Below are 16,181 nucleotides of genomic sequence, written 5' to 3'. Positions count from 1 at the left end.
ATGGCCGGCGGCGCATCATTGGTCTTGAACCGATGATACGCCGCCTTGCACGGTCGGTTCAATAGGCCGTCCAGCCTCCGTCGGTCGCGTAGATGCCGCCGGTAAAATTGGACGCCTCGTCGGACAGCAGGAACAACATCATGCTCACCTGCTCGGCCACAGTCGCCGGACGATGCTTCTTGTCGGTATAGGCGAGGATGCTGTCGATCTTGATTCGCCCCATGGTCGGTCCGGTCGCGGCCTGCGACGCGAGCGCCACCAGTTCGCCGGCGCGCGCCACCATCGGCGTATCGGTCGCCGCCATGTTGACCGAATTCACACGAATGCCGTAGGGCGCGTAGTCGATCGCCGCATTCCGGGTCAATCCGGTGACGGCATGTTTACTCGCCACATAGGCCGGATTGCCGGAAAGCCCCGTCATGCCGGCGATGGAGCCCACATTGACAATCGCTCCGCCGGCGCTCTGCTTGACCAGCTGCTTCAACTGCGCCCGCATGCTGTAGAACACGCCGGTCACGTTCGTCTTGAAGACATTGTCCCAATAGAGGTCGCCGGCCTCGTGAATCGGCGCGAAGATCAGGTCGCGCTGCTTCTCGTAATTGATCGGATCACCCGAGTAGACGCCGTCCATCACCCCCGCATTGTTGAGTGCCCCGTCGAGCTTGCCAAACTGCGATACGGCCTGGGCAACGGCCTGCTCCGAGACGGCGGGATCGCCGACGTCACCGAACACGAAAACGCTCTTGCCGCCGCCGGCAAGAATTGAATTGTGCGTCGCCTCTCCGAGATCCTTGATCCAGTCAACGCCGACGACATTGGCGCCTTCGCGCGCAAGCCGGATCGCCGCTGCCTGGCCCATGCCGCGCGCCGAGCCGGTCACGATGAAGGTTCGACCCGCGAATCGGTTGGATATGAAGAAATCTTCAGGCGTGGGCGTAATGCCGACAACGGCGTTGCCATCGGCTCGGCCGCCACCCATCTGCGCAGTGGCCTCGTTACCGGCGACCCCATCAATGACCGCGCTCGCTGCGACCGCACCGGCAGCAAGCGACACGCCCTTCAACAAATCACGTCTGTCCATTTCGGCATCCTCCTTGGAAATTGTTAAACTCAAAACGCCACGCGCAGGAAGGCCATCGCGCTCCACCAAGTATCGGCACCACCCGAGGTCGCCTGCTTGACCGCATCGCCCGGGAAAGTCGCGGCAACATGGCCCTGCAGCATCACCTTGGGGGAGATGAACCACTTGGCCGTCAGGTTGGCCTCGTAGCCGAGTTCTTTCGAACCTAGTGATGACAAAGCGGGGTTGCCACCGAGATTGGTGGCGCTGTCAGCCCTGAAGACCCAGAATTGCGGCACCAGTTCGACCATGGGTGTGGGTCGCAAACGCAATTGCAGACGGTGGGCGATCAGGTTGCTATCCTGGAACACCTTGAAATGGTTGATCCCCTGCACCCATTGCTCGCCGTTTCCGCCGGACAGCAGCGGATCCCAGCGTTCGAAACGCGCGGTGGCGGGATCGTCACCCGAAAACTGGGCGTAGCGATAGCTGACGACGGGTTGCCACGCTATCTCGGAAAACTGGTAGCCAATTTCGGCCGCCAGCGCTGTCGCGTGCATATCGAAATTGTCGTTGCGCTGCAGGGCGAATTCCGCATTGCCGAAGAAGTCGCCATTCGGCTGATCCCAACGAATGCGCGCATTGAACACCTCAAGCCCTTTGCGCCCCAGTTTGGCCGTGGTGGGATTAGGCGCAGTCTGGGCGAAATAGGAAGAGCTCGATTCCAGAACTCTGATATAGCTGCCGCCGAGCTTGAAACCGCCGCCCACCGGCGTCTCGACATTCAGCCCAACCATGCGCGTGCGAGAATCGACGACGGGAAGTTCGTCGGGATCGAGGTAGAACAGCTCGAACAGGCTGTTGTTGTAGCGCAACTGCCCCAGCACCAGCATGTCCGCCGCCCAGCGCGGATTGGACTGCAGCGCAGCCCGTTCATCGCCGTTCGATGCGGTGTTTCCGATAATCATGCTGTCGGCGATCGCATAGCGCTTGCGCCCGACTGAGGCGTTCCACACGAGCCGGTCGCCCGAGTCGTAGGTTTGACCTCCGACAAGACCGACATAGGCGTCTTCGACACCAAAGTGTGCGCGGCTTTCATCGGTGAACAACTCGGTTCCCGCCGACCCGCTGACGATGCCGCTGAGGCCGCCATAGGCATAGATATCGTCGCCAATCGGCGTCAATCCATAGAGCCCCGTATGGATGAAGCCTTCCCCCCATCCGCTTGCGCCGCTGCCGGCCATGTTTCCAGACGCCAACGGATTTCCATTTAGGAACAGGTCGGGGCGTCCATACCAAGCATCGACATTGCCATAGAGCATCGTCAGGGTCTCGAGTTTCCCGACGATGATGGTCCCTTCGCTGTCATAGAGGATGGGCAGATCCTTGGTGTCTCCACTGACCAAATACCCCCGATCCGCGCGCAGAATTTGGTCGCTGAGCGTTGCATTGATCGTCAGGGCGACCCCACCCGAGCGCCCGGAGGAGACTTCGAGTTCGGCCGACGCCACCGTCGCCTGACGGCTGGCCCGGGCAATCGCGATCTCCAATTCGGCACGGTTGAAGGATGCGCCTGGAAACAGGCCGATATTGCGCCGGATCGCATCGATCACTCGGTCATTCGCTGCCGCATCTGCAGAGGGATTGGCGAGAACGATATCAACACTCTCGACAAGCCGACCCTCGTCGGACGACGGGGTCTGCGCAAGTCCAGGGTTCGCCGCGAGCGGGCCAACTAGGATCATCAAGGCAAGACCGAGGACGCGAGGGAATATGCCGAACGAGAGCGAACGCGGGATACGGCCTGAAGCAAGCCCGCCGGCACTGGCAAGTGTTTGATACATAACGCCCCTCGCACATAATATAATATCAGACTATGCCGATGCCAATGTTTAGCAAAGTGTAAAAATCGTACACAAGAAATTGTCGCGCTACTAGCGTTGCACACAAGAGAATTTCTGAGGCATCCGCTGGGTGCCGAACAGGCGGCCCGCCATGCGGGCAACAAAAAACCCGGCTCGAAGGCCGGGTTTTTTTTGGTGCGGTCGAGAAGACTCGAACTTCCACGGGTTGCCCCACAGCGACCTCAACGCTGCGCGTCTACCAATTCCGCCACGACCGCATCGTGGTAGGCGCCGAATTGCTCCGGCGGGGCTGCATGTAGCAAAAGCCTTGGGGGTCCACAAGCCCGCCGTGACAGATTTTTGAAAATTCGTCATGACCGGTGGATAAGCCCCCTGCATGGGGGAGGCCGGCGCCCTTGAACTCCGGGGCTTTTCTTGCCAAATACAGGGAAAACAAGGCTTTTCGCCAATCCACAGCCCAAGGCAATTTTCATGCTTCGCACAGATCTCGACCATGCCATGCACCCTCGTGAAGGCTCACCTTCGGTGCGTTGGCGAGTCTCGGACGGTCTCGTGGGTTATGAGGATGCGGTTGCCGAAATGGAGCATCAGGTGGCTCTGATTGCCGACGGAAAGGCCGACGAACTGGTCTGGCTGGTGGAGCACCCTCCCCTTTATACGGCCGGCACCAGTGCTGATTCCAAGGACCTGATCGAGCCCGAACGATTTCCGGTTTTCGCGACCGGTCGCGGCGGCGAATACACCTATCATGGTCCGGGCCAGCGGGTGGCCTATGTGATGCTCGACCTGAAGCGCCGGCGCCAGGATGTCCGCGCCTATGTGGCGGCCCTCGAAGAAGTGGTGATCCGCACGCTCGACAGCATGAACGTCAAGGGCGAGCGCCGCGAGGACCGCGTCGGCGTCTGGGTGCGTCGTCCGGAAAAGCCTGTTCTGCCCGATGGCACGATGAGCGAGGACAAGATCGCAGCGCTCGGCATTCGCCTGCGCCGCTGGGTGAGTTTTCACGGCCTGTCGATCAATGTCGATCCCGATCTCTCGCACTTCACCGGGATCGTGCCCTGCGGCATCTCCGCCTATGGTGTGACGAGCCTCGTCGATCTCGGGCTGCCGGTGATGATGGCAGACGTCGACATGCGCCTGCGCGAAGCGTTCGAAGACGTCTTCGGGCCTACGGTGAACGAAGGCTGAGACCTCAGGCGCGTCCCATCACCGGACCGTCGAGATCGCCGGAATCGCGGCGACTTTCGTGCCGTTCCTCGTAAGTCTCGATCTGTTGTGCAATCTTCTCGATCAGCCGGCCGCATTCGAGATGCGCCTCGGTCAGGCGCTGAAGATCGAGCTTGAGCGCTTCGAGCGGCAGATCGCCGGCCTCCTGAATGGGGCCCGAACCGACGCCGGTCATCAGCCACATGGGCGAAACACCGAGAATGCCTGCGAGATCGATCAGGTTTGACGGTCTCGGCTCGGCACGATCCGCTTCCCAGGCCAAGAGGCTGTCGCGCTTCACACCGACGCGGTTTGCGACATCGGCAAGTGAGAGGCCAGATGCGTCGCGCGCAGCCGACAGGCGACCCCCAAGCGTATCGTCACTCGAATCCGTCATCCGGGGATAGACCTTACGTGTGGGCATGCGACTTCTCCTGACCGTGAGGAAACGCCGACCCGGAGGGCGACGGTCCTTTCTACCTCGATCTCACATCGCTACATTAGACGACATGATGATCCTGCATCTTTCCGCAGGCGCCACCAACAGGTGAAAACCCGTCACACGGCGACATCCTGGAGATGCGTACAAACGCGTCGTAAACGCTGCCAGCGAAATTTTGTTCCGCATTTTCTTTGCTTGATCACGGAGCGCGCCTCATGCTTGTTCTCTCAAGCACGAAGTCCTCCGGTGAGTCCCGACAATGAGCGCCACGCCTTCCAGTCCATTTCGCGGCATGGTCCTCATGGCGGGCTGCATGCTCGTGCTTCCGGTGATGGATGCCATTGCCAAATACATGGCGACGGTCGAAGGCATGTCACCGGGACAGGTAACCTTTTACCGCTTCTTCTTCCAGCTGGCCTCGGTCCTGCCGGTTCTGATCGCCCTCAACGGTCTGGCAGCCTTTTCGGCGAAACGGCCGTGGATGAACCTGCTGCGCGGCGCGATCCATGGCGCCGCGAGCCTGATGTTTTTCATGGCGGTCAAATACATGCCGCTCGCCGATGTCTTCGCCATCTACTTTGTCGAGCCCTTCATTCTGACGGCCATGTCGGCCATCTTCCTCAAGGAAAAAGTCGGCTGGCGCCGCTGGCTGGCGATCGCGGTCGGCTTCGGCGGTGCGATGATCGTCATCCAGCCGAGCTACGAAGTATTCGGCATGAAGGCCCTGTTGCCTGTCGCCTGCGCCTTTCTCTATGCGCTCTACATGTTCCTGAACCGGGCGATCGGCGAGGCCGACACCCCGATGACCATGCAGACCATGGCCGGGATCGGTGGCACGATTTTCATGGGGGGCGCCCTGTTGCTCGGCACCGCTGCCGACGGCGTCGACTTCGAGATGTCGCTGCCGACCTCATGGCTTGGCCTCGTCCTGCTCGTCCTGCTCGGCGCGATCTCCGGCTACATCCATCTCCTCGTAGTCCGCGCCTTTCGCATGGCGACGCTGTCCGTGCTCGCGCCCTTCCAGTATTTCGAGATCATCGCCGCCGTTGCGCTGGGTTACCTGCTGTTTGACGAATTTCCGACACCGTCCAAATGGCTCGGCATCCTGATCATCGTCGGATCGGGTCTCTTCATTCTCTGGCGCGAACAGAGACGCACAACGCCGGCACGGACCGTCGCGGACATTGCCTGAAAGACCGGCCGTTCGACGGCATTTGAATGATTTCAATCACGGGATTCTAAGGGTTCTCGCCTAGGTTCGGCGCATTCATCCGCAGCACCGGGAGAGCTTCTTGGCGACGTATCAGGCCGCAGTGTTTCTGGCCGCCTTCAATCTCGGCCTGCTGTGGCTTCTGATGGCAGCACCGCTTGGGCGGCGGACCATCCGCGTGAGCCGTATCATCCGCGAGCGTCCTGAAGAGCTGTGGAACATCACCCGTCCCGCTGGCGACCAAACCTCCTGGCATCCCAACGTCATTGCCGTCGAACCTGTCGATGGCAAACCGGACCTGGTGGAATTCGCCTATCGGCAAAGCGATCGTCACGGGCATCCCAGCAGACGAACCATGATCGTTGACCGCACCGCGATGACGGCCGCCGGCTGTTTCACCTGCGAACTGAGGGTGGTCAATGATACGACGCTCGACCACACCTTCTGGGAAGGCTATCGCGAAAGCCGCAAGGTCGAACGTGCCCCCCTCGGCAGCCGGGTCACCTTCGAGCAGACGGACAACTACCGCGGGCTCGCCTTTTATCTGTTCCGGCGCATAGCCCTCGCCCGCGAACTCTCCGCATTGCAGAACCATGTGGAGGAAAGTCCGGCGTCGGGCCTTCTGCATTTCGAACACCCGCTTTGGCAAACCGTACTCGTGCTGCTCTCGACCGTTCTGCTCTGGCCATTTTTTGGCCTGACCGCACAGGGCCTGATGATCTCGGTGTTCCTGACCCTCGTCATCCTGCTGCATGAACTCGGCCACATGGTGGCCTACCGCGCCTTCGGCCATCCGACGACGCGCATGCTGTTCGTGCCGCTGCTTGGCGGCGTGGCCATCGGCGGGCGCCCCTACAATACCCATTTCGAGGTCGCAACCTGCGCCCTGATGGGGGCCGGCTTCTCGGCGCTGCTTGTCCCGATCCTTGTCGCTGCCCATCAATCGGCGGGGGACATTCCCCATTCGACGGCGATGGATGGCCCGATCCTGGTCTTTCTGGTGATTCTCGGCGCCTTTAATCTTCTCAACCTTCTTCCGACCTACCGCTTTGACGGCGGCCAGGTGCTGCGACAGGTGTTTCAGGCGCCACGCGCCCTCGCGCTCACCAGTTTTCTGGTGACGGGCGTGGTGGCCTGGACCGGATGGCGAATTGGGCTTTCAGCACCAGCACTGACGATCGGCGTGGCACTTTTCACCCTGCTTGGCATGATCAGGACGAAGTCGGCAAAGCCCCGCGAGGCCCTCGTGCCGATGAATGGTCCGGAGCGCCTGATGACCGGCTTCGGCTACTATGCAGCCTTGGCCATCCACGTCTACGCCGTAATCTATGCCTGCGACAGACTGTTTCCTTGATCCCGCCGCTGCTTCACCCGCTTGACATGCGGCGGCGCTCAAGCTCCAAGAGACCGCATGGATACCGATCAAAAGCTCCTCCCCGCCGGCTATCACGACGTCGCGCCGAACATGCTCGCGACCATCGTCACCTGCCTTGAAATGACGACAAGACCAGCACCTCGCCCCAATCCGCCGACCGATGGGCTGACGGTGGAGCGCTGGAACGCGCCGGCGCTTGAGGATTACCGCGCGCTCTACCGCCGCGTGGGAGAGGACTGGCTCTGGGTCTCGCGCGCCGTGATGGATGACGAGAAGCTGAGGGCCATCATCGAAGATCCCGCCGTTGAAATCCATGCGCTGACGCGCAACGGCGAAAAGCTCGGGCTGCTGGAACTCGACTTCCGCGAAGGCGCAGAATGCGAACTCGCTTTTTTCGGTCTCGACCAGAGCCTGATTGGATCGGGCGCCGGGCGTATCCTGATGAATGTCGCGATCGACACGGCCTGGGAAAAGCCCATTTCACGCCTCTGGGTTCACACCTGCCATCTCGACCATCCGGCGGCACTCGCATTCTACCAGCGCTCCGGCTTCAAGCCCTACAAGCGCATGGTCGAGATTTTCGAAGATCCCAGACAGACGGGTAAACTGCGGCCAGATGCAGCCCCGCATTTCCCCGTGCTCACCGCCGAATAGACGATAAAAATCAGACTTTTGAGAAAATCCGGCTCGGGCCTTGAGCCGGATGGCGAAGGCGTGCCAAAGTCGCCACCAACGATTTGTCAGGAGAAAAACCATGGATGTTCGCGCCGCCGTCGCCGTGCAGGCTGGAAAGCCGCTTGAGGTCATGACCGTTCAACTCGAAGGCCCGCGCGCCGGCGAAGTGCTGATCGAGGTGAAGGCCACCGGGATCTGTCACACCGACGATTTCACGCTCTCGGGCGCCGATCCGGAAGGTCTCTTCCCGGCCATTCTCGGCCATGAAGGTGCAGGCATCGTGGTTGATGTCGGCCCGGGCGTGACCTCGGTGAAGAAGGGCGACCATGTCATTCCGCTCTACACGCCGGAATGCCGCGAATGCTATTCCTGCACCTCGCGCAAGACCAATCTCTGCACCTCGATCCGCACAACCCAGGGACAGGGCGTGATGCCCGACGGTACGAGCCGATTCTCGATCGGCAAGGACAAGATCCACCACTACATGGGCTGCTCGACCTTCTCGAACTTTACCGTTCTGCCCGAGATTGCCGTTGCCAAGGTCAACCCGGACGCACCCTTCGACAAGATCTGCTACATCGGCTGCGGTGTGACGACCGGCATCGGTGCGGTCATCAACACCGCCAAGGTCGAGATCGGCTCGACCGCCATCGTCTTTGGTCTCGGCGGCATTGGTCTGAACGTGCTGCAGGGCCTGCGCCTGGCCGGTGCCGACATGATCATCGGCGTCGACATCAACCCGGATCGCAAGGCCTGGGGCGAAAAATTCGGCATGACGCATTTCGTCAATCCGAAGGAAGTCGGCGACGACATCGTGCCCTATCTCGTCAACATGACGAAGCGCGGCAACGATCTGATCGGCGGCGCGGACTACACGTTTGACTGCACCGGCAATACCAAGGTGATGCGCCAGGCGCTGGAAAGCTCGCATCGCGGCTGGGGCAAGTCCGTCATCATCGGCGTCGCCGGTGCCGGGCAGGAAATCTCGACGCGTCCGTTCCAGCTGGTCACCGGCCGCAACTGGATGGGCACCGCCTTTGGCGGCGCGCGCGGCCGCACCGACGTTCCGAAGATCGTCGACTGGTACATGGAGGGCAAGATCCAGATCGACCCGATGATCACCCACACCATGCCGCTCGAAGACATCAACAAGGGCTTTGACCTGATGCACAAGGGCAAATCGATCCGCGGCGTCGTGGTCTATTGATGTCTGCGCCTTACACTGTCGACGTGCGGAGGCTCGACGAGTTCTCCGCCGCCGACCTCTACGACATGCTGAAGCTGCGCGTCGACGTTTTCGTCGTCGAGCAGCATTGCCCCTATCCGGAGCTCGACGGGAACGACAAGGACTGCCTGCATCTTCGCCTGCTCGATGGCGAGGACCTGCTCGCCTGCGCAAGGCTGTGGCGGCCTTCGGCGGAGCACCATCCGCGCATTGGCCGCGTCGCGGTCTCTCCTGATCATCGCGGCAAGCGGCTTGGCGAAGCGCTGATGCGCGAGGCGATTTCAGAGGTCGAGAAGCGCCATCCGGGTGAACCGATCGAGATTTCGGCGCAGAGCCATCTGCAGAAATTCTATGGGTCGCTGGGGTTTGAGGTGATCTCGGAGGAGTATCTGGAGGATGGCATCCCGCATGTGGATATGCTGCGGAAAGGATAGCCGATGCCCGAAATCTATGTCGATGCCGACGCCTGTCCGGTGAAGCCGGAGATCCTGAAAGTGGCCGAGCGGCATGATCTACCGGTGACCTTTGTTGCGAATTCCGGCCTTCGCCCCTCGCGCGATCCGATGGTGAAGAATGTCATTGTATCAGGCGCCTTCGATGCGGCTGACGACTGGATTGCCGAGCGCTGCAGCGAAGGTGACATCGTCGTGACCGCCGATGTGCCGCTGGCCGGTCGATGCGTCGCCGCCGGTGCACTGGTCACCGGCCCGACAGGACGGATCTTCGACACGGCCAATATTGGCATGGCGACGGCGATGCGCGACCTTGGCGCACACTTGCGCGAGACCGGCGAGAGCAAGGGCTACAATGCCGCCTTTTCGCCGCGCGACCGTTCGGCCTTCCTCGAAACGCTCGACCGGCTTTGCCGTCGGGTGAAGAAATGAGCCCCGAAAGGGCCCTGAACAAGGACAGATCCCCATGAATATCCTTTCCCAGAACACCGCCTTCGGCGGCATGCAGGGCGTCTTCTCTCACGCATCGGAGGCGACCGGCACCGAGATGACCTTTGCCGTCTTCGTGCCACCCCAGGCGACCACCGAAAAGCGGCCGGTGCTCTGGTATCTCTCAGGGCTGACCTGCAGCCATGCCAATGTGATGGAAAAGGGCGAGTACCGCCGCATGGCCGCCGAACTCGGCCTGATCGTCGTCTGCCCGGATACGAGCCCGCGCGGCAATGACGTGGCCGATGAGCTGACCAACTGGAAGATGGGCAAGGGCGCGGGCATGTATCTGAATGCCACGGAAACGCCCTGGGCCGAGCATTACAAGATGTATTCCTACATCACGGAAGAGCTTCCCAGCCTGATCGCCGAGCAGTTCCGCGCCGACATGGACCGCCAGGGCATTTTCGGCCATTCCATGGGCGGCCATGGCGCCATGACGATTGCGCTGAAGAACCCTGAGCGCTTCAAGAGCTGCTCGGCCTTCGCCCCGATCGTCAATCCGCTGACCGCCGACTGGACGCAGGATGCGTTCGAAAAATACCTCGGGGCCGACCGCGCCAAGTGGCGCGAATACGATGCCTGCGCGCTGGTCGAGGACGGCGCCCGCTTCCCGGAATTCCTTGTTGATCAGGGCAAGGCGGACAGCTTCCTCGAGACAGGTCTCGCCCCCTGGAAATTCGAAAAGGCGGTGAAGGGCACGGATATCGGCCTGACGCTGCGCATGCATGAGCGCTATGACCACTCCTACTACTTCATCTCGACCTTCATGGAGGATCATCTGAAGTGGCATGCGCAGCGGTTGGGGTGATACCGTTCACTCAGCCGGCTATTTCCTCGCAGAGGGGACACACAGGCCATGAACAAAACCCGGCAGTAGTTCGTTTCGGCGGTGGTTATCGCCGCCCTGGCTCAGTTGCTACCGATGATGGGCGTTAGATCAATCTGGTTGGGCTCGCTGCTCGTGGTGTCAAACCTGCTGGTCTGCGTTCTCGGCTATCGCACAGGAAACTATCGAACATACTGGCTGTCATGGGGGCTGCTGACCGTAGTCGCCTTCGTGATGTTCGGCCTGAGCAATCCCGTCTCGATGCTGAGACTTGGCTTGGCAATCCTTTTCGCCACCTAGTCGACAGGCTGTCCGCCCAGAATCTGATCGCCATGCTCGGCATGTGCGACGTCGGCAGATCCTAGGTGCAGGGCCGAGGATGACGGCGGCGTATGTCAGCGCGCCCCTTACCCCCGCCGATAGACAAACCGTTCGAAATCCGCCGCTTTGCCCTGCCCCGACACATCAAAACAGAACATGCCGGCAAACGCCCCGGTAAACGAGCCGTGTTCGCCGAAGCCGCCTTCGTCGGAGACGACGCCGGCGTCGAGGACGGGGCCGATGGCCTGCCACGCGCCCTCGCCTACGGCCCGCCAGAAAAATTGCAGATCGTTGTCGGTGATATCCATGGCGAGATCGATGGCACCTTCGGGGATCGACTGGCCCATACCAACAGGGAAGGTCAGATTACCGGAGGGATAGTCACCCGGGCAGGAGAGAATGATCAGCGAGCGGCCGAGCTTTTCGTCCGTGGAAATGCCGAGCGCGTGGAATTTGGTGCGGTTGTAGTAATGCGTCAGGCCTGCGACCTGCTGATAGGTTTCGGGCGAGAATTCGAGGCGCGTTTCGGCGCGGAAGCTGTGATGCTCCTGACGGCGGGCAATCAGCGACTGTTCGAACCAGGAACCGATGCTTTCCCGGCCGAAAAGGCGCAAGCGCCCGGCCCGCTCGCTTAGGCTGAACAGGCGTTCCGGATGCGGAGTGCGCAGCCACTGGAATTCTCTAGGTAAGTCTGCGCTGTCAAACATCCTGACGATCTCGACCGGTTCGTCGCGTTTGATGGCTCCATTAAGCGCCGGAACCTCGACGGCGGGCACGACGCCGCCCTGTTCGAGATAGAGCCAGCCATCCTCCTTCCAGACGCATTTCTGCAGGCCCGTTTCGCGGCCCAGCGTGCAGCGACGCTTGGGCGGCATGGGACGCCCGCAGAGATGGGTGTGATAGAACTGACCATCCGGTGTTTCGACATATTGGCCGTGACCGGCGCGTTGCAGATCGGCGTCCGGGTCATCCTTGGAGGTGATGAGATGCGTATTCGGGTGCATCTCATAGGGACCCTCGATGGCGCGCGAGCGGGCCATGGTGACGACATGGTCATATCCAGTGCCGCCTTCGGCAGTCGTCAGGTAGTACCAGCCATTCCGCTTGAAGACATGCGGGCCTTCGACGAGGCCCTGTTTGCTGCCCTCGAAAATGTTCCTGATCGGGCCGGTGAGCGTCTTCGTCTTCGGGTCCCATTCCTGCAGCAGGATGCCGTCGAATTTGGCATGGCCGATGGTGTTGCGGGCTTCGGGGCGGTGGTTCCACTGCATGTTGGTAAACCACTTACGGCCGTCATCGTCATGGAAGAGCGAGGGGTCGAAGCCTGAGGAATTGACATAGATGGGATCGGACCAGGGCCCTTCGATCGAAGGTGCGGTGACGATGTAATTGTGTGCGTCCTTGAAGGAACCTTCGAAACGCTTCACGTCGGTATAGACGAGCCAGAACAACCCGTCCGCATAGGACAAACACGGCGCCCAGACGCCGCCGCTGTCGGGATTGCCGCGCATGTCGAGCTGGCTTGCGCGGTTGAGCGGGCGGGTCACGAGGTCCCAGTTCACGAGGTCGCGTGAATGATGGATCTGCACGCCGGGGTACCATTCGAAGGTGGAGGTGGCGATGTAGTAGTCTTCGCCCACGCGGCAGATCGACGGATCCGGATTGAAGCCCGGCAGGATGGGGTTGATGATCATGACGTGTGGTTCCTCCTCCGCAGTTACCTCTCCCCCTGCGGGAGAGGAAGAAAAATCAGGGTCTAGCCAAAGGCTCAAGCCCTAGATTTTTCAGGAGAGGGGCTGCCTGACTGACAAGCCCCTCTCTTGGGATTTCTAGCACTTTGCTGACGCTAAGCTGCTGAAATCCCGTTCTCCCCCGCAAGGGGGGAGATAGGTTTCTACTTCTTCTTCCGTGGCGGGCCCTTGCGCTCGGCGGACGCGGCCCAGATGTTGATGTCGGCGTCCTTGGCGAAGACGTCGATCTCGGCGAGTTCTTCCGCCGTGAAATCAGGTGTCTCGATCGCCTTTACACAATCCTCGACCTGGGAGGGCTTCGACGCGCCGATCAGCGCCGTGGTGATGTGGCCACCACGCAGCACCCAGGACAGCGCCATCTGCGCCAGCGTCTGGCCGCGCTTTTCCGCGATCTTGTTGAGGCCCCGGATGTTTTCGAGATTGCGGTCGTTGAGGAAGCCCGGATCAAGCGACTTGTCCTGCGTGGCGCGGGTGCCTTCCGGAATGCCGTTCAGGTATTTCGAGGTCAGCATGCCCTGCGCGAGCGGCGAGAAGACGATCGAACCGACGCCCAGTTCTTCCAGCGTATCGATCAGCCCGTCTTCCTCGATCCAGCGATTGATCATCGAATAGCTGGGCTGGTGGATGAGAAGCGGCGTGCCAAGGTTTTTCAGGATGGCATGGGCTTCGCGGGTGCGCTTGGAATTGTAGGAGGAAATGCCGACATATTGCGCCCTGCCCGAACGGACGATGTGGTCGAGCGCGCCGCAGGTCTCCTCGAGCGGCGTGTCGGGATCGAAGCGGTGCGAATAGAAGATGTCGACATAGTCGAGGCCCATGCGCTTCAGGCTCTGGTCGCAGGAAGCGATCAGATATTTGCGGCTACCCCACTCGCCGTAAGGACCTGGCCACATGTTGTAGCCGGCCTTGGACGAGATGATCAGTTCGTCGCGGTAGCCTCGGAAGTCGGTCTTGAGGATCTCGCCAAAGGCTTCTTCTGCAGAGCCGGCCGGCGGGCCGTAATTGTTGGCGAGGTCGAAATGGGTGATGCCGAGGTCGAAAGCCCTACGGCAGATCGCCTGCTTGGTGGAATGCGGCGTGTCATTGCCGAAATTGTGCCAGAGGCCGAGCGAGATTGCCGGCAGCTTCAGCCCGCTTTTTCCGCAGCGATTATAGGTCATCCGCTCATAGCGGTTTTCGGCGGGGGTATAGGTCATGGATGGTTCTCTCCCGGATGCAGACGCTTGTTGCTTGCCCCTCATCCCCCTGCCGGGACCTTCTTCCCGCAGGCGGGGAGAAGGAGGCGGCAGCCGGATGAGGGGCATAGCTCCCCCTTATCTAAGCAGAGCCTGCGCTTCGTCGATACCCAGAGCCGCCGGTTGGGTGCAGGTTGTCGACAGGGTTACGAATTCACCCGTCTCGCCGGACTTCAGGATCGACACCATGACATCGACGCCGTGTAGCGTTCGGTCCAGCGAGCAGCGGGCATCGCGGCCCTCGAGGATCGCGACCGCCATGTCGGCAAGGCCGGCCGTGCGGTAGTTGGCGCGAGGACCTTGCGGGCTTTCCTGGTTGTTGCGACCGAAGGGATGATCCCAGGCCTCGAGCGGCTGGATGTTCTTGTCGCGACCGGATGCCTCGACGACGCCGCCGAAGAAGTTCGGATCGGGCACGTAGAGCGAGCCATCGGTGCCGTAGAGTTCCATATTGGCGTGGCGGTGGCTCCAGACATCCCAGCTGGCCGACAGGGTGATCGTCGCGCCACTCTGGAATTCGAGGAGCGCATGGATGTTGGTGGGGGTCTTCACCGGGATCGTCTCGCCATTGCGCGGCTGGCTGGTGATGGTGCGGGTCTCGTTCGCCATCGAGGTCAGGGCCGCCACACGCTTCACGGAGCCGATCAGGTTGATCAGGTTGGCGATGTAATAGGGTCCGAGGTCGAGAACTGGTCCGCCGCCGGGCAGAAAGAAGAAGTCCGGATTCGGATGCCACATTTCCATGCCGGGGCTCATCACATGGCAGGTGCCGGAGGTGACGCGGCCGATGCCGCCCTTGTCGATATAGGCACGCGCCAGCTGGTGGGCGCCACCAAGGAAGGTATCGGGTGCGCAGCCGACCGACAGGCCCTTGGACTTGGCAATGGCACGCAGGTCTTCGCCCTGCTCCAGTGAGAGCACGAGCGGCTTTTCCGAATAGACATGCTTTCCGGCTTCAAGGATACGCTTGGAGACGGGATAATGCGCATCCGGGATCGTCAGGTTGACGACGATGTCGACCTCGTCATTGGCCAGCAGCTCGTCGATCGTCTGTGCCTTGACGCCGTATTCCTCGGCGCGCAGCTGTGCCGCACTCATGTTGAGATCCGCGCAGGCGACGACCTTCAGACCGCGAAACAGCGGCGCAAGCGTAAAGTAGGTGGTGGAAATATTGCCGCATCCGATGATGCCGACGCCGAGTTCGCGTGCCATGGAAATGTCCTGCTTGCTGCGATGGGTTCAATAGGTGTTGAAGGAAGCGATCGAACGGGTGATCAGCCGGTCGATATCCTTGGGATTATCGTGCTCGACGACGAAATGCTTGACGCGGGTGCTCTTCAGCGCCGCGATCAGGCCCTTCCAGTCGACGGTGCCATGGCCAACATCCGCCCAGCCGTCTTCCTCGGTGTTTTCACCTGCGGGGGCGATATCCTTTACATGCACGGCACTGATGCGTTTGCCGTAGCTTTCGATCCAGGAGAAGGGATCGGCACCGCCACGGATGACCCAGGCGATATCGGCTTCCCAGTCGAGCTCGGGACCGCCGGCGAAGATCTGTTCCTGCGGGGTCGATCCATCCGGCAGGGCCGCAAATTCGAAGTCGTGATTGTGCCAGCCGAAGACGAGGCCCGCATCGCGCAGCGGCTTGCCGGCGGCCTGCAGGCGCTGGCCGAAGGCGAACCAGCCGGCCGCATCCGTCGGACGCTGATCGGGCATCAGATAGGGGCAGTAGACCGCGTCGATGCCGAGCGTCCTGGCGATCTTGATCACACGGGCCGGATCGTTCTCGATCATGTCGAGGCCGAAATGGGCGGTCGGCATGGTCAGGCTGTTGTCATCAAGCTCCTTGCGGAACGCATCGAGTTCGCCATCGGCAAGCGACGCGTAAAGCGCACCATAACCCTCGACCTCACCGTAGCCGGCGGCCTGAAGCTTCGGATAGATGCCGCTGAAGGGCTGGAAATTGCGGGCGCTGTAAAGTTGGAAGCCGAGTTTGGTCATGGGGGTAGTCTCCTCCTCGTTTGGTCCTGGATCGGGCGCCCAGGG

At 61.1% G+C, this 16,181-nt stretch carries 15 protein-coding genes and 1 tRNA gene; 8 read left to right on the top strand and 8 right to left on the bottom strand.

The genetic code is table 11. The annotated features are described in order from the left end of the window. Window positions 1-58 precede the first annotated feature (58 nt). The 3 genes from SJY08_RS06970 to SJY08_RS06960 all read right to left on the bottom strand — a co-directional run bounded on the left by SJY08_RS06970 (window position 59) and on the right by SJY08_RS06960 (window position 3,182). Window positions 59-1,081: an SDR family NAD(P)-dependent oxidoreductase gene (locus SJY08_RS06970; RefSeq protein ID WP_083229533.1), complete on the bottom strand. Its 1,023-nt coding sequence runs from the start codon at window positions 1,079-1,081 to the stop codon at window positions 59-61. 29 nt (window positions 1,082-1,110) lie between these two features. After that, window positions 1,111-2,673, bottom strand: a complete 1,563-nt coding sequence (locus SJY08_RS06965; RefSeq protein WP_194842809.1) for an alginate export family protein — start codon at window positions 2,671-2,673, stop codon at window positions 1,111-1,113. Between the two features lie 424 nt (window positions 2,674-3,097). Continuing rightward, window positions 3,098-3,182: transfer RNA gene (locus tag SJY08_RS06960), tRNA-Leu, on the bottom strand. Window positions 3,183-3,396: 214 nt separating this feature from the next. Between SJY08_RS06960 and lipB the strand changes: the two genes are divergently transcribed. Further along, a complete protein-coding gene (lipB, locus tag SJY08_RS06955) occupies window positions 3,397-4,113 on the top strand; it encodes a lipoyl(octanoyl) transferase LipB (protein WP_054149684.1) in 717 nt (238 codons plus the stop codon). A gap of 4 nt (window positions 4,114-4,117) precedes the next feature. Here lipB and SJY08_RS06950 read toward each other — a convergent pair whose 3' ends face one another. Continuing rightward, on the bottom strand, window positions 4,118-4,555 hold the full coding sequence (locus SJY08_RS06950) for a helix-turn-helix domain-containing protein (protein WP_377275130.1): 438 nt from the start codon (window positions 4,553-4,555) through the stop codon (window positions 4,118-4,120). A 277-nt stretch (window positions 4,556-4,832) separates the two neighbouring features. Between SJY08_RS06950 and SJY08_RS06945 the strand changes: the two genes are divergently transcribed. From SJY08_RS06945 to fghA, 7 genes are all read left to right on the top strand, one after another. Beyond that, entirely contained in the window at window positions 4,833-5,765 is a 933-nt protein-coding gene (locus SJY08_RS06945; protein ID WP_054149686.1) for a DMT family transporter, read from the top strand. A 100-nt stretch (window positions 5,766-5,865) separates the two neighbouring features. Next, window positions 5,866-7,137, top strand: coding sequence for a hypothetical protein (locus SJY08_RS06940; protein ID WP_377275129.1), 1,272 nt, complete (start codon window positions 5,866-5,868; stop codon window positions 7,135-7,137). Between the two features lie 57 nt (window positions 7,138-7,194). After that, the gene (locus SJY08_RS06935; protein ID WP_377275128.1) at window positions 7,195-7,812 is read left to right on the top strand and encodes a GNAT family N-acetyltransferase; all 618 of its coding nucleotides are present in this window, start codon (window positions 7,195-7,197) and stop codon (window positions 7,810-7,812) included. 100 nt (window positions 7,813-7,912) lie between these two features. After that, window positions 7,913-9,040 (top strand): S-(hydroxymethyl)glutathione dehydrogenase/class III alcohol dehydrogenase, encoded by a 1,128-nt coding sequence (locus SJY08_RS06930; protein WP_377275127.1) that lies wholly within the window; start codon window positions 7,913-7,915, stop codon window positions 9,038-9,040. Next, window positions 9,040-9,492: a GNAT family N-acetyltransferase gene (locus SJY08_RS06925; RefSeq protein ID WP_377275126.1), complete on the top strand. Its 453-nt coding sequence runs from the start codon at window positions 9,040-9,042 to the stop codon at window positions 9,490-9,492. Before SJY08_RS06930 ends, SJY08_RS06925 begins: the two co-directional genes overlap by 1 nt. Window positions 9,493-9,495: 3 nt before the next feature. Continuing rightward, a complete protein-coding gene (locus SJY08_RS06920; protein WP_054149691.1) occupies window positions 9,496-9,942 on the top strand; it encodes a YaiI/YqxD family protein in 447 nt (148 codons plus the stop codon). Between the two features lie 34 nt (window positions 9,943-9,976). Beyond that, window positions 9,977-10,810: an S-formylglutathione hydrolase gene (gene fghA / locus SJY08_RS06915; RefSeq protein ID WP_377275125.1), complete on the top strand. Its 834-nt coding sequence runs from the start codon at window positions 9,977-9,979 to the stop codon at window positions 10,808-10,810. 425 nt (window positions 10,811-11,235) lie between these two features. On the opposite strand, the gene SJY08_RS06910 is transcribed toward fghA, so the two are convergent. From SJY08_RS06910 to SJY08_RS06895, 4 genes are all read right to left on the bottom strand, one after another. Further along, complete coding sequence (locus SJY08_RS06910) at window positions 11,236-12,843, bottom strand: glycoside hydrolase family 43 protein (protein ID WP_377275124.1); 1,608 nt, start codon at window positions 12,841-12,843, stop codon at window positions 11,236-11,238. 200 nt (window positions 12,844-13,043) lie between these two features. Further along, a complete protein-coding gene (mgrA, locus tag SJY08_RS06905) occupies window positions 13,044-14,096 on the bottom strand; it encodes an L-glyceraldehyde 3-phosphate reductase (protein ID WP_377275123.1) in 1,053 nt (350 codons plus the stop codon). A 117-nt stretch (window positions 14,097-14,213) separates the two neighbouring features. Then, window positions 14,214-15,347 carry a Gfo/Idh/MocA family protein gene (locus tag SJY08_RS06900; RefSeq protein WP_377275122.1) on the bottom strand — a complete coding sequence of 378 codons (1,134 nt, stop codon included), beginning with the start codon at window positions 15,345-15,347 and terminating at the stop codon, window positions 14,214-14,216. Window positions 15,348-15,374: 27 nt separating this feature from the next. Then, window positions 15,375-16,136 carry a sugar phosphate isomerase/epimerase family protein gene (locus SJY08_RS06895; protein WP_377275121.1) on the bottom strand — a complete coding sequence of 254 codons (762 nt, stop codon included), beginning with the start codon at window positions 16,134-16,136 and terminating at the stop codon, window positions 15,375-15,377. Window positions 16,137-16,181 lie beyond the last annotated feature (45 nt).

This window comes from Rhizobium sp. R86522, from assembly GCF_042466255.1.
Classification (GTDB): Bacteria; Pseudomonadota; Alphaproteobacteria; order Rhizobiales; family Rhizobiaceae; genus Allorhizobium.
This window is presented reverse-complemented; position numbering and strand designations above follow the sequence as displayed.